Annotated in this window: 16 protein-coding genes; 4 read left to right on the plus strand and 12 right to left on the minus strand. The window is 32.8% G+C overall.

Annotated features, from left to right (window positions below; translation table 11 throughout):
- A complete protein-coding gene (gene kynU, locus ACW0JX_RS13500; protein WP_459244823.1) occupies window positions 1–1,287 on the minus strand; it encodes a kynureninase in 1,287 nt (428 codons plus the stop codon).
- A 159-nt stretch (window positions 1,288–1,446) separates the two neighbouring features.
- Here kynU and ACW0JX_RS13505 point away from each other — a divergent pair, with 159 nt between their 5' ends.
- Window positions 1,447–2,058 carry a TetR/AcrR family transcriptional regulator gene (locus ACW0JX_RS13505; protein ID WP_000798537.1) on the plus strand — a complete coding sequence of 204 codons (612 nt, stop codon included), beginning with the start codon at window positions 1,447–1,449 and terminating at the stop codon, window positions 2,056–2,058.
- Between the two features lie 35 nt (window positions 2,059–2,093).
- Here ACW0JX_RS13505 and ACW0JX_RS13510 read toward each other — a convergent pair whose 3' ends face one another.
- Window positions 2,094–2,531, minus strand: a complete 438-nt coding sequence (locus tag ACW0JX_RS13510) for an NUDIX hydrolase (RefSeq protein ID WP_459244824.1) — start codon at window positions 2,529–2,531, stop codon at window positions 2,094–2,096.
- A gap of 96 nt (window positions 2,532–2,627) precedes the next feature.
- Between ACW0JX_RS13510 and ACW0JX_RS13515 the strand changes: the two genes are divergently transcribed.
- A complete protein-coding gene (locus tag ACW0JX_RS13515; protein ID WP_000195530.1) occupies window positions 2,628–3,416 on the plus strand; it encodes an arylamine N-acetyltransferase in 789 nt (262 codons plus the stop codon).
- A 302-nt stretch (window positions 3,417–3,718) separates the two neighbouring features.
- Here the strand turns inward: ACW0JX_RS13515 and ACW0JX_RS13520 are convergent, their stop codons facing one another.
- The 7 genes from ACW0JX_RS13520 to ACW0JX_RS13550 form a co-directional block, all read right to left on the minus strand.
- Entirely contained in the window at window positions 3,719–4,816 is a 1,098-nt protein-coding gene (locus ACW0JX_RS13520; RefSeq protein ID WP_459244825.1) for an L-dopachrome tautomerase-related protein, read from the minus strand.
- Between the two features lie 717 nt (window positions 4,817–5,533).
- On the minus strand, window positions 5,534–5,791 hold the full coding sequence (locus tag ACW0JX_RS13525) for a DUF3977 family protein (protein ID WP_459244826.1): 258 nt from the start codon (window positions 5,789–5,791) through the stop codon (window positions 5,534–5,536).
- A 112-nt stretch (window positions 5,792–5,903) separates the two neighbouring features.
- A complete protein-coding gene (locus ACW0JX_RS13530) occupies window positions 5,904–7,754 on the minus strand; it encodes a sigma-54-dependent Fis family transcriptional regulator (protein ID WP_459244827.1) in 1,851 nt (616 codons plus the stop codon).
- A gap of 122 nt (window positions 7,755–7,876) precedes the next feature.
- Window positions 7,877–8,044, minus strand: coding sequence for a hypothetical protein (locus ACW0JX_RS13535; RefSeq protein WP_459245800.1), 168 nt, complete (start codon window positions 8,042–8,044; stop codon window positions 7,877–7,879).
- Between the two features lie 23 nt (window positions 8,045–8,067).
- Window positions 8,068–8,406 (minus strand): NIPSNAP family protein, encoded by a 339-nt coding sequence (locus tag ACW0JX_RS13540; protein WP_459244828.1) that lies wholly within the window; start codon window positions 8,404–8,406, stop codon window positions 8,068–8,070.
- The gene (locus tag ACW0JX_RS13545) at window positions 8,379–8,975 is read right to left on the minus strand and encodes a GNAT family N-acetyltransferase (RefSeq protein WP_063536561.1); all 597 of its coding nucleotides are present in this window, start codon (window positions 8,973–8,975) and stop codon (window positions 8,379–8,381) included. Before ACW0JX_RS13545 ends, ACW0JX_RS13540 begins: the two co-directional genes overlap by 28 nt.
- Window positions 8,972–9,757, minus strand: a complete 786-nt coding sequence (locus ACW0JX_RS13550; RefSeq protein WP_459244829.1) for a DeoR/GlpR family DNA-binding transcription regulator — start codon at window positions 9,755–9,757, stop codon at window positions 8,972–8,974. Before ACW0JX_RS13550 ends, ACW0JX_RS13545 begins: the two co-directional genes overlap by 4 nt.
- A gap of 250 nt (window positions 9,758–10,007) precedes the next feature.
- On the opposite strand from ACW0JX_RS13550, the gene ACW0JX_RS13555 reads away from it, so the two are divergent.
- The gene (locus ACW0JX_RS13555; RefSeq protein ID WP_089171212.1) at window positions 10,008–10,505 is read left to right on the plus strand and encodes a hypothetical protein; all 498 of its coding nucleotides are present in this window, start codon (window positions 10,008–10,010) and stop codon (window positions 10,503–10,505) included.
- 61 nt (window positions 10,506–10,566) lie between these two features.
- Here ACW0JX_RS13555 and ACW0JX_RS13560 read toward each other — a convergent pair whose 3' ends face one another.
- From ACW0JX_RS13560 to ACW0JX_RS13570, 3 genes are all read right to left on the minus strand, one after another.
- Entirely contained in the window at window positions 10,567–11,172 is a 606-nt protein-coding gene (locus ACW0JX_RS13560) for a class I SAM-dependent methyltransferase (RefSeq protein ID WP_459244830.1), read from the minus strand.
- 89 nt (window positions 11,173–11,261) lie between these two features.
- On the minus strand, window positions 11,262–11,663 hold the full coding sequence (locus ACW0JX_RS13565; protein ID WP_000877649.1) for an Rrf2 family transcriptional regulator: 402 nt from the start codon (window positions 11,661–11,663) through the stop codon (window positions 11,262–11,264).
- Window positions 11,664–11,748: 85 nt separating this feature from the next.
- Window positions 11,749–12,372, minus strand: a complete 624-nt coding sequence (locus ACW0JX_RS13570; RefSeq protein ID WP_459244831.1) for a DUF4085 domain-containing protein — start codon at window positions 12,370–12,372, stop codon at window positions 11,749–11,751.
- Window positions 12,373–12,592: 220 nt separating this feature from the next.
- Between ACW0JX_RS13570 and ACW0JX_RS13575 the strand changes: the two genes are divergently transcribed.
- On the plus strand, window positions 12,593–13,189 hold the full coding sequence (locus ACW0JX_RS13575; RefSeq protein ID WP_000914433.1) for a hypothetical protein: 597 nt from the start codon (window positions 12,593–12,595) through the stop codon (window positions 13,187–13,189).
- Window positions 13,190–13,245 lie beyond the last annotated feature (56 nt).

Raw genomic sequence — 13,245 nt, forward strand, 5'->3', positions numbered from 1 at the left:
TTATGCCACAACCTCTCGCTTATTTTCAAACTGCTTATACTCTTCATTTTTCATAATTTTCTTTAATATTTGTACAGATTTCCACACTTCTTCGTATGTGTTATATAAAGCGACCGGCGCAAGTCTCACCCCATTTGGCGCTCTAAAATCTGGAATTACTCCATTTGCTTTTAGTGCTTTACATATACGTGCTGCTTCTGCATGCTCTAAATAAATGTGCCCGCCTCGATTTTCATCCTCTAATGGATTTCCAATTGTAAATTCGAAATCTTTTAATTCATGTCCAATTAAATTCAGCATGTATCTCGTAATATGTAAAGATTTCTCACGTAAACGTTCAATACCAGCATCTTTGAAAATTTCAAGTGAACCAATTAATGGTGCTGTACTTAATACGTGCGGTGTACCAATTTGATAAGCACCTGCATGATCAGCAGCTGTTAATGTATGCTCCATATCAAACTGTTTATCTTTTCTAGAACTAAACCATCCAGACAATCCTGGCAGTCTATTAAAATGTTTACTATTTACATAAAGGCCTGCAACACTACCCGGTCCTGCATTTAAATATTTATAATTGCACCAAACAGCAAAATCGACATCCCAATCTTTGAAATGATGCGGAATAGATCCTATTGAATGGCATAAATCAAATCCGATATGAATGCCGCGTTTATGAGCTTCCGTTGTTAAACGTTTCATATCCAGAATTTGACCACTTCTATATAAAACAGAAGGTAATAAAATTAAAGCGATATCATCTTCCATCGCATAAATAATATCTTCTTCAGAAAGTGTTCTACCATCTCGGCTTTTCACTCTTACTAGATGTTCATTTGGGTCTAATCCTTTTAGACGAATTTGACTTTGAAGTGCATAAATATCTGACGGGAAAGTTAATTCATCCGCAAGTATTTTTGTACGTATTCCTTTTGGTTCATAAAACGTCGCAATAACTTGGTGTATATTCGTAGTCGTAGAACCGGTTACAATAGTTTCTTCGGGTAAAGCTCCAATAAGAGGGGCTGTAAGTTTACCTAATTTCTCTGAAAGGAAAAACCACGGGTGCTCACCTTCTGTCCAGCCGTCAATGCCATACTCTTTCCAAGATTCTAGCAACGTAAGTAATGATTTCTCTGCTCTTTTTGAAAGTAGCCCTAATGAGTTTCCATCTAAATATATAGTACCTTCTTTTTTATAGAATTCAGTTTGAAAATCTTTCAGTTCATCATGTTTATCACATTCAAGCGCATACTCATAAGTTGGTTGAAATGGTTCTTTATACATGGTGTCACCTTCTCTTAATTTTCTTTTTATTCTAACTAATTGAAATATATCACCTTAATTGATACAACGTCAATGATATTGTGTCAGTTGACTTTATATATGAACTTCTTTTACAATACAGTTATATTTTCAGATATTTCAGTATAAAGAGGTGATTCTTTGAAAAACTCTACTCTTTCATCAAGAAAACACCGCTCCTTAGAAACGAAGAAGAAACTATTACACTCTGGTTACACTATTTTTATAAATAATGGATTTCAAAAAACGACAATTACACAAATTATTAAACATGCAGAAACTGGTTATGGAACAGCATATGTATACTTCAAAAACAAAGATGATCTCCTAATTAGTTTAATGGAAGATGTTATGAATCAATTTTATAATATTGCTGAGCGCTCTTTTTCTCCACAAACAAAAGAGGAAGCACGTATAATGATCCAAAATCAAGTTAGAGCATTCCTGCAATTAGCAGATGAAGAACGCGCTATTTTGCAAGTTGTAGAGGAAGCGATAGGATTATCAAGAGAAATACGGCAAAAATGGGATGAGATTCGGGAACGTTTTATAACAAGTATTAAACAAGATATTACTTACTCTCAAGAAAGTGGATTAGCACAACCTAATTTAAATAAAGAGATTGTAGCACGCGGTTGGTTCGCGATGAATGAATCGTTTCTTTGGACTATTACGCAAAATGATAAAAAGATTAACTTAGAGGAAATTGTGTATACGTTAACGGAGATGTATACGACCGGGTTATATAAATAGCACACCTTCAATAAGTAAGGTGTGCTATTTTACATCTATAAAAATATATTATCTGGGTATGGTAGCGCTAAAGTAGGCTTTTCAGAAAATGAGAAATATTGTAGTTTTAAAGATTCACCATCTATCGATTTCAGTTTTCCACTAGTAATTTCACATTCAAACACAACAACAATATATTCTACTTGATCGCCATTCGGATATATATGACGGAACCATTCCCCTCCAAATACCCCTTTTTGTTTTTTTACTTGCACTTTCAAACCCGTTTCTTCCCACACTTCACGAACTACCGCTTCTTCTGGAGTTTCTCCAGGCTCAATTGCTCCAGCTGGCAAACTCCAGTATTCTCCACCAGGATATTGAAATAAGATTTTCCCTTGCTCATTTTTAATAACAGCAGCTACACTCGGTATTAGAATTAGTTCACGGCCTAATTGCTCACGGATTTTTTTATAATATAGCGACATCGACATATAATTCTCTCCCACTCCAATAATAAACAACTGTATTTTCTGACACCTATTGTATAATAATACCAATAGCAATTTCTATATAGAAAGGATAAGAAAATGACCCAAGTACAACTAGTAAATAGCTTTCTATCATTTTTAGGTACGACAAAACAGCCTACTAGCTTAAAGTTTTTAAATGAGCTTATTAAAGCTCATCAAGAAAAAATAAAATGGGAAACCCTTACTAAAATAATTGACTGGGAAAAGGGTAATGAAACAGGTAATTATTTTCCTTCCATTGAGACATACATAAACCGTATTACAACAAAAGGTCTCGGGGGTACTTGTTGGACGCACTCAATTGGATTCCATTGGTTATTATCAAATCTTGGTTTTAATGTTCATTTTATGTATATGGATCCCGGACATTTATGCTTACGGGTTAACTTAGACCAACCTTATTATGTTGATGTTGGTTATTGTGCACCTTTATTCCAAGCTTACCCACTTTATGAATCATTTCAAGTAAGTAATGTAAGAGAAACTTTCACTTATGAAGTCTCAAATAATAGGATTAAAATTGCTAGAAATCCAGGTCCAGCAAAAATCTTACATACAGATCCAATACATTTATCAAGTATGAAAGAACTCATTAAAAAGTCTAACGATTGGCATACATCTCCTGTATTAAAGAAAATTCAGATTTTCGGTTATATCGATGGTATTCCAACTTCTATTAATGATAATGTTTTAAAACGATATTTCCAAGGTAAGAAAATAGAACAAAGCCTTACATCTTCTGAACTTAATTATTGGATAACAGAAAGATTTTGTATTAATCAAGAAATATGTGAAAGAGCTATTGAGATTTTCAATGAAAAATCTTCAAATAGAATGTGGCCATAAAGCATACTCCTTATGATCTACATAACTAACAACATCCCATTTTAACTTTTCATTAATTTCACTCATAAGTTCGGGTATTACTACTTCACCATATTTTTTAAAACATTCATGAGTTTCTTCGTAATTTTAAAATAAAGTTTGATTAAAAATATCGTGTTAACCCGTATTCTATGGTAAATAAAAAGAATCCATTTTGAAAAAGATTGATCAAAATGGATTCTTATCCAGCAGGTTTATGTTTTGGTTTTATAAAAAAGCTTGATCATTTTCTATCAATGAAAACAATTAATTGACTATTTTTATTATGAAAAGGTCGGAGCAGGAAATTCGTCAATTTTGATACGAAGTAAACTATAAGGTTTCTGTCGTAAGTCTTTTCCATAATGAAATCTAGGCTGTCGATGTAATTGGTTCACAATGACATACAAATATTGATCCGGACCAATTGAAAAAGTATCCGGCCACAAAATTCTCGGATCATGTGCAATAGTTTCCATTATGCCATTTGGCAATATCTTACGGATACTGTTGTTTTCATAATCTCCAGCATAAACAGTTCCCTTTGCATCAGTGATCATTCCATCAGACGCACCTTTTTCTCCCCAATACTCCACATGATAAGGTAAATTCATGTCCGATATCGTTCTGTCTCTCAGGGCTTCTGTTGAGATCGAGAACAAATGTCGACTGGTTAGTGGAGCAAAAAATAATATCTTTCCATCAGGAGAAATCGCAAGACTATCAGACGCCAATCTAAATGGAGAAGTTGAACCGTCTTTGTTTCGATTCATTAAAATTTGACCTTCTACTTTCGGTAAAAAATAGGGATCGGGTGAAGTTGAATTTGCTCCATTTAACCGTCTAAACGCGTTTCCATTTGATAAATCTACGACGATAATAGCTCCTGGTCCTCTTGAAGAAGAATCCGTTATATAGGCATAACCTGCTTTTCCAACACGAAAATCAAAACGGACATCATTCAGATAAGTTGTAGGCAGGACAACATCTTCTGTAAAGGTATATACTTTTCTTATTGTATTGGTTTCTAAATCAACAGCGACTAATTTTGCCCCCCCTTTAATAGGTTCAGAAAAATTGGGTGCCGCTGTATCTAATATCCAAAGCGTTCCCCTTCCATCAGCAACTACACTTTGGACACTGATGAAAGTCATTAGGATATTCTCGGGGTTAACCAAATTGGTTTGTAAATTAGGATAAGGCTGCAATTTATCCTCAAAAATTTCCGCCACCGTAAATTTAACATCGTCTCCCCATTTCGGAAAGCAAATGAAAATACGACCGGTTTCTGAAACAGTAACACCTGTAGGCATAGCCCCATAAAATGCATAAACTAGTTCTAAATTACCGAAATATTTTTCACTAGGTAACATAGGTTTCATAATATCCTCCTCAAGCATTCAAACGGGATATCTCCTATATATGATTTATATTTTTTCTAGTGCATGTTTCTTAATAAGTTTTTCTATACGAAAAGATGATTGAATTGACTGTTTTCGAACTTTAATAAGTCTGTCAGAAGAAAGGAAACATTTTAATTTAAAGGTCTCCAGATGAAGTAGAATTCAATTAGCAGGTAGCGAAGTTCAATATTCCCGAATCAACGTTAAGCTGGTATAAAAAATGGGGAAATTTCCCCATTTAAATTTGTGAAAAAATGTACTTAAGCTAAACTGCCCGTTAGTTTAAGTGTAACACTTCACAAACAATCTTTTGAGTATTCTTATTATTCCTGTTTCCTCAACAATCTGGCCCTTTAATTGAACAATACAACTGAAATTTAAGGGGCAAAAAAAACCTTATATTAATACAAGGTTTTATCAATCTTTTTTATAAATTATCAAACTTTATTTTAAATCAATACCACACTTTATTCCATGTTCCATGAGTGACTAACGGGTGCTTTGAACAAGAAAATAAAGGTGAGTACATATTATACATGACTAATATGCGCTCACCTTTATTTTTTAAAGATTTTTAGCTTTTAGGTCTTGATAATAATTTTTAGTGGTTGTATTAACAATTTATATTTAGTAAAATTGCTTTTTATGAATTTGATATAAGTCCAAAGAATTTCCTGGTCAATATAATAACGTATATCAGCACACTTTTTCTTTATTTATTCTACTTACAATTCCAACTATAAATTTATATTCAATCCTCCTCTTCTTAGTTTTTTTAAACCCTTCTTTCGTATCAAAAATAAAACACGTTTTCCGAAACCAAATTCGTACATATAAAGACTCAAAATAAATAGGTTTTATAATTCCTCGTTCCTCAAATTCAATTCCATCTTTATTTTCAGTTTCTGTTCGAACGAACCACCTATTTCCGAAGCCAATTTCAATATACTTCACATAAGTCCCCCTTTCGGAAATTAATTTCTAACTGTTCTATTATTTCCCCGGTAAGCGCACATTCCGACAGAACATGAGCCCACAAAGAAAAAGTAGATTACAAAAATCTACTTTATAACTTATATTTTTGCATTCGTTTATAGAATGTACTACGGGGTACATCTAATAGTTTTGCAGCTAATGAAACATTTCCGTTTGTCTTTTGTAATGCTTCAATCATGCTATCACGCTGTATTTTTTCGCGAAAATTCAATGTATGTTCGGTTTTATTTTCAACTTGTAACTCAAGTTGTTGTTGATTTCCCATCATTGTTTGTATCAAAAGAGCGACTTGTTTTTCGCATATTTCCCGTCCTTGCGACAAAATGTAAATACGTTCTAATGCATTTACTAGTTCTCGAATATTTCCGGGCCATGTATGTTGTAAAAATTGATTGCAAATACTCTTCGGAAATACAACATTCCAATTCTTCCGTTCGCAAAAGTGTTGTATAAAATATGGGATATCCTCTTTTCTTTCTATTAACGATGGAACATATAACGGATAAACGTGCAAACGATAATATAAATCTTGACGGAATTTCCCTTCTTCTACTAACCGTAGTAAATCTTTATGTGTGGCAGTAATAATACGAATATTTACTGGTACCTCTTTTGAACTTCCTATTGGAGTTATTGTACGTTCTTGTAAAACACGCAATAATGCTATTTGCATCTCTGGTGGTACTTCACCAATTTCATCTAAAAATAATGTTCCTCCATTCGCTTGTTCAAATTTCCCTTTATATCCTTGACGTCGCGCACCTGTAAATGCACCTTCAGCATAACCGAACAATTCACTTTCTATTAATTCTTTAGGCAAAGAACCGCAGTTAACAGCTATAAAGGGTCCGTCTTTTCTTGGACTATTTTCATGAATCGCTCTCGCGACATATTCCTTTCCCACTCCTGTCTCACCACATACATACACACTAGCATCAGTCGGTGAAACAAGCTTAATTTCTTCTAGTGTGTGTTGAAATGCTCTGCTTGTCCCAGTAACTCCTGGAAAAGTAATTCCTTTTATAAATGTGAGAGCAGAATATGTATTCATTTGTTCGTTTTCCTTTAAATACATACATTTCCCAATCATTCTTTCATTACTATATACTGGTATCTCTAATTTAGTTTCTAATCCATGGTACATTAACTCTTCAAGTTTCATTCTTGACCAATTATTTATTCGTTCACGAACGCTCTTACTCGCAGAAACGATAACATCACGATGATTACAAATAACTACTCGTTCATCACTATCAATGACATCTAAAAAACGATGAATTAAGTGTAATTCATTTTGATGAACTCTTATGCTACATTCACGTTCTATCGCATGTGCAATTGAAGTTACCATACCGAGCATATATGGATGCGAAAATTCAATTGGACAGGAGAAATCTAGAACACCAATTAATTTCCCGTCATCATTATGAATGGGAGCAGCCGCACAACTCCAGCTATGAGATGCCACGGAGTAATGTTCAGTACCACTTATCATAATAGCTTCTTCAATTTCTAGCGCTGTTCCTATTGCGTTTGTCCCCACAGCTTCTTCCGTCCATTTTACACCTTCAATAAAATTAATATGTTTCGCTCGCTTCAACGTTTGTTTATTTCCACTTAACGATAGAACGTAACCATCTGGATCGATTAATAATGCCATCATTTGTAGTTCATCAATGGTTTTTCTCATATTTTGTATTTGAGGTAGTGCGATATCAAGGAAAATTTCACTCTTTTTCTTTTGTTCTCGAAAAAAATGAGAAGACAAAATTTTCTGACCTTTATTCGTGTGAGGATTCACATTTGCTTGTTTACATCGATGCCATGACTCTGAAATTCTTTCGTTTATACGGTTCGAATCAAGGACTCCTTCATCAATAAACTTTTTCCATGTATGTAAGTAAAAAGGTGAAGCTAACATTGTATCATCTCCCTTTTAATTATTTTGGAGATTTATAAAACATACTTTTATTATAAAACTGAATAAAAGCGTTTTCAATATAACTAGCAAGACGACACAAATATGTTAATAATTTAAATATCCTAATGCACTTCTTTATTCTTTTTTAGTAGTACTATATTTTGTATAATGGACGCAAAGAAAATAAAGAACCAAAACCACTTTTGTGGATTGCCGTTTATAAAGAAAACAATCACGGCTATTGCAAAGAAAATAGTGGATGCTACACTAAAATATAATTTTGTTTTCATTCCTATCATCCCTCACCCCTCTATTACTTTACAGTACATACTAACCCTTCATTTTTCATCTCTACTATATACTCCTGTAAAACATATTCTTTCCCGCCATGGTTTTCATACCATTCATGTATTCTTCTAATATGCCTCTCGTCACTTCTAATTTTCGATTCTATTTCTTTATACTGTTCATAACTATCATATTCCCATATGGCAAATACTTCAGACGTACCATTCTTATTATCTTTCATCCAGCGTCCTATTAGCTTAGAACCATGCTTTAATTGATTAGGTAAGTTCGTGTTATTGAAATGATCATTAAATACTTCTATGAATTCATTTTTCACTACATAGTACTTCCTTCTGTAAAACATACTTCTTCACCTCTTTTATGAAAAGTATCAGTAAACCTTCCCATCACTACCGTATTATAATACTTTCCGTCCGATAGTCTTTTGTCATTTTTCAAAATGCCTTCTACTTCAAAACCTAATTTTTTATAAAGATGAATAGCTTTCTCGTTTGTCTCTAATACTTGTAAAGATATTTTATTTACTGCATTTTCGTCAGCCCATTTAATAGATTGTTGTAATAGGCTCTTACCCATTTTATATCCCCAAAACTCTTTTAAAATGCAAACGCCAAACTCCACTTTATGAGATAATCTCTTAAAATTTGATCCTTCACACCTTGAAAATCCAACAATTCGATTGTGCACTTCTGCAACTAAAAAGAGATTCTTCGTCTCTTCACTATCTGTTTTTATTATTTTTTGAAATCCTAGATTATCTATAAATCCCTCTCCAGCATCTCTATCCATATTTTCAGTTTCTCCATCAATCTGAACTCTAATTTTCGATAACTGGTCAGCATCTTTCTCAGCTGCAGAACGAATTGTATAAGTTAATCCATTTATATGAAACTCTTGCTCTTTTACAATCATGTCAAACTCCTTTCAAATGAATACAATGGCGCTATTACAACTTGTTTACCTTGTTTCTCAAAGTCCTGAACAGTTTCTTTACTAGCCTCTTCGTCAGTTATAATAAGGTCAATTTCTTTTAGAGACTCTCCTCTTATAAAACAATCTATTCCAAGTTTATTATGCGGAGCTAAACAAATATTTCTTCTAGCAATTTCACTTACTCTTTTACTAAAATATGCAACTTCAGGTGTTGCAGTACTAATACCTTGTAATGAAATGCCTCCACCTGAAGAGAAATAAAGATCAATAGAGAATCTACTTATCAATTCAGAGGCAAATGCATCAGTAATATTCCCTGAAGGCTTTACTTTTCCACCAATTAAATACGTATCAATATTCTTATATTCTCTTAGATAACCAGCTATTTCTATAGAATTCGTAATAACCGTAAATGATACTTCCGGTAAATATTTCAGCATCGCATTATGAATGGAAGCCCCGCTAATAAAAATAGAATCATCTTCTTGTATATAAGATGCTGCAACTCTTGCAATTGTGTCCTCATATATTGAGCTATCACTATAACGCTTAGCTGGTTCCACAGCTAAGTTTCTCACTCGCGTAAGTTCAATTGCACCTCCGTGCGTTCTTTTTAATAAACCATCCTTTTCCATAATAGACAAATCTCTTCTTATAGAATCAATAGACATATCAAATCTTTCCGCAAGTTCCTTTGCAATTACTCTTCCATCTGTATTAAGTAGTTCTAAGATTCTCTCTCGACGTTCTTCAGTAAACATGTTATCACCACCGTTATTGAAGATTCAGAAACTTAAACTTTATTTTAATTATATGCATGCCTCTTCTGTTTTACAATATTTTCAGTTCTTATTTATTCCGTTTTATACAGTCTTCGCCCTCTTTCTATCCCATTAATTTGACAACCAAATAAATGCATATCTGTATATTACGCGAAAATACTTCCATTTACCTTCCTATTGATGTAAAATTATTCCTATGTTTTACTTTTTAATACAGAAAGGGATTACTATGAAATCATTAATCAAAACGACATGTACAGCATTATTATTTACTGGAATATTAACAGGATGTAATAGCAATACTACATCAAAACAAGAAAAGAGCGCTCTCGAAAAGAATGCAATGCACTATGGAGAAATAGTTAAAAACGAATACTATAGAGCGACAGTTGAGAATGCAAAGTTTGAAAAAATAGACAAAGAGCGGCGCCTTACTACTCGTGTTATGATTAATAATGTTCGAGACGATGGACAAACTATTGATCTTTCGGAAATAAAATATTTCATACAAGATGAAAAAACTGGTGAGAAATATGAAGGTGAAGCTCATCCGATAGATGACGAGCACTATGAAAATGTTCCACACGAATTCTCTTTAACTACTGACGTTGTGTTTGAACTGAAAACTTCACCAAAAGATTTAAATAATATGTATTTATACATAGATAGCAAAGCGGCGCCGTTAACAAATACATATTGGAAGCTTGATAATTTAGTATCTAAATAGAAAGACCAGTCTTATACGACTGGTCTTTTTACATTCATACATTTAACACTTTCATTAACACTTATATTAATTTTCTAATAACAACTTGAATAACATCAGCTAAACCAGTGTGCCCTTTCCCTTCAACTCGCTCTTGTTCTCCATTAAAGAAATGAATTACCTTATGTTCTTCACACCAAGTAAGGATATCCATTGGATCATACAGCATATCAACATCTTTTGGTCCACCAGTACAATTGTTTATTTGTTTTTTTGAGTAAACTTCAAACATAATTAATCCACCAGGTTTTATCGTTTGTATCATTTTATCTAATATCATTTTTTTATAATCATCATGAAAATGTCCAAATACCATAATTGCCGCATCATATTCATTTTCTGGCAAACTATCAGCTAATAAATCTACTTTTTTTGTATGCACGTTTACGTTATGCTTCTCTGCCAATTTTTTTGTCTTTTCTAATCCATCTTCCGAATAATCAATAGCTGTTACTTCGTTCCCTTGTCTTGCTAGAAATACAGCATTTCTACCTTCTCCCTCCGCAAATGCTATTACTTTATTGTGATTTGCTAAACGAAATGCTTGTTCTTTAATAAATGTATTAGGTTCTTCCCCGTAAAAATATTCATCTGATTTATATCGATCATTCCAAAAATTATTCATCATCTTCTCTCCTTCTTCATATCATTTTCTAACTACAATCAAAGATATTAAAGAGCCTTTTTATCCTTAATTAATTTAAAAATAAAAGCAGATTAAAAATCCACTTTTATTTTTTTCGCAAGATCTACGATTTTTTGATTTCTTAACTCTTCTTCCATTTTCTCTTCTGCTGCGAGCATTGCCTCATTAATTAAACATCCAGGTTTGTCATGTAAACAACAGTCAAACAATGATGTTTTGCCTTCAATTGCATGTATAATATCTAAAAATGAAATATCTTCCCAATTCTTACTAAGCGAGTAACCGCCCTTTGGACCAGATGATGAGTGTATCATCCCTTCCTTCGTCAACTTAGTTAGTATTTTAGACAAGTACGTTGGTGAAACATTTTGCATTTCTGCTAATTGGTGAACACTAACTAACTTATTTGGTGTGGCCTTTGCCAGAAAAAGCATTGTATGAAGAGCATAATTTGTAGCTTTAGAATATTTCATAGTACAGCTCCTATTGTAGACTTCATGTATCTACAATAACTTTATTTTTTTATTATGTCAAACGTTTGTAATACTCCATACAACATTATTTCTTCACAAGTAATACATCTGCTGCGCAAATCGTCACTTCTCTAAATGGAGAGTCAAATAAAACACCTAGTTCAAAACCATCTTCAGTAAGAGCTATTTCATGATATAGCCACCAAGCACTGTTAAAGTTTTCCTGCATAGAACACTTTGTTACTCCTATAAAGGTTACTTCAAGTTTATCAAATTCACTAAAAGTACCACTGCAATCTAATACGATAGACAAAGTATCTTCTGATTCTCTCTTTATTGCTTTAATTACACTATCGTGTAGTGATGTCTTGTGTAACTGAGCGACATTTGACGGAAGTTTTTTCTCAATGGAATTAAAATATTCTACGTATGATTGATCTAATTGTGCCATTCTTTTCTCATAATCTGTTGTCCACTCTTGCAAAAGTTTTTTCAGTTCACCTGATGGGTATTCTGAATTAATTGTTATGTTTTGTATAATTGAGTATATCGATTCAGGAAGGAATTTTAATAAATCTATTTTCCTTTCCTCTATTTCTTCCTTTAAACTTTGTATATCCATTTTCGACCATTCTTTTATAGACTCTATAAAACTTACAAATTCTAAAACTTGCATTTTTTTATACCATTCTCTTGTAAAATATTTCAATGACACCTCTCCTAAAATATCTTTACATCCAGTAAAAGCAATACATCCACTTATTATATCATTCCAATAACCATTTTTTCTAAAGAAATAATGTAAAAATGTAAATATTCCGCCTATCATTTCTAAAACTTCAGAATATTTACAAAAGTATAAAATTAGAATACATTTTAGCTGTACAAGATTCACCTGTACAAAAATTCAAACAAAAAGGGATGGTTATATGTTGAAGAAATTAGTAGCAGGGACATTAGTAGCGGGTTTTGCATTAACTGGAGGACTAGGTGCAGTAAGTGCTGAGGAAAAAAGTAACACAATTAAGTCATTTGATTATTTAAAAGTGGATGAACAAAATGTTAATTCATTTGCAAAATTAAGTGATCAGGATAAGAAAGATATCCAAATTACTATGGTATTACCAGAGCAAAATGAAAATGGAGATTGGCTAGCTTATGGTTTTACTAGCCGTGAAACATTGGATGCGTATATTGCAAAGGATAAAAAAGCAATTAAAAATAATATTAATCCTTTAGGTAGCGGTGCTGGTAGTACTGATTTTTACGAACATAAAGATAAAGGTGGTCAATATATTTACTGGAGCAGCGGCTTTAAAAACTTACCATCTAGCTGGAATGACAGAATTTCTTCTGTAAGTACAGCCTCACCTTCTGCAAGTTATTCAACGACACTTTGGGAGCACACTTCAACACAAGGATATGGAAAAGGTGTTATATTTAAACACGCTGATTGGTATGGTAAAACTGCTAATTTAGCTCCTGATTGGAACGATATTACTTCAGCGATTGAAATTAAAAAATAATAAGATATTCTATTAATAAAAAATCAAACCACTATTCTCTTATTTGTTTAGAGAAT

Source organism: Bacillus sp. C-3-6 (assembly GCF_054509685.1).

Bases quoted from the DNA above. Each gene is read 5' to 3' on its own strand.
- kynU (WP_459244823.1), bottom strand. From the start codon at position 1,287: ATGTATAAAGAACCATTTCAACCAACTTATGAGTATGCGCTTGAATGT.
- ACW0JX_RS13510 (WP_459244824.1), bottom strand. From the start codon at position 2,531: ATGTCGATGTCGCTATATTATAAAAAAATCCGTGAGCAATTAGGCCGT.
- ACW0JX_RS13515 (WP_000195530.1), top strand. From the start codon at position 2,628: ATGACCCAAGTACAACTAGTAAATAGCTTTCTATCATTTTTAGGTACG.
- ACW0JX_RS13520 (WP_459244825.1), bottom strand. From the start codon at position 4,816: ATGAAACCTATGTTACCTAGTGAAAAATATTTCGGTAATTTAGAACTA.
- ACW0JX_RS13530 (WP_459244827.1), bottom strand. From the start codon at position 7,754: ATGTTAGCTTCACCTTTTTACTTACATACATGGAAAAAGTTTATTGAT.
- ACW0JX_RS13535 (WP_459245800.1), bottom strand. From the start codon at position 8,044: ATGAAAACAAAATTATATTTTAGTGTAGCATCCACTATTTTCTTTGCA.
- ACW0JX_RS13540 (WP_459244828.1), bottom strand. From the start codon at position 8,406: ATGTTTTACAGAAGGAAGTACTATGTAGTGAAAAATGAATTCATAGAA.
- ACW0JX_RS13545 (WP_063536561.1), bottom strand. From the start codon at position 8,975: ATGATTGTAAAAGAGCAAGAGTTTCATATAAATGGATTAACTTATACA.
- ACW0JX_RS13550 (WP_459244829.1), bottom strand. From the start codon at position 9,757: ATGTTTACTGAAGAACGTCGAGAGAGAATCTTAGAACTACTTAATACA.
- ACW0JX_RS13555 (WP_089171212.1), top strand. From the start codon at position 10,008: ATGAAATCATTAATCAAAACGACATGTACAGCATTATTATTTACTGGA.
- ACW0JX_RS13560 (WP_459244830.1), bottom strand. From the start codon at position 11,172: ATGATGAATAATTTTTGGAATGATCGATATAAATCAGATGAATATTTT.
- ACW0JX_RS13565 (WP_000877649.1), bottom strand. From the start codon at position 11,663: ATGAAATATTCTAAAGCTACAAATTATGCTCTTCATACAATGCTTTTT.
- ACW0JX_RS13575 (WP_000914433.1), top strand. From the start codon at position 12,593: ATGTTGAAGAAATTAGTAGCAGGGACATTAGTAGCGGGTTTTGCATTA.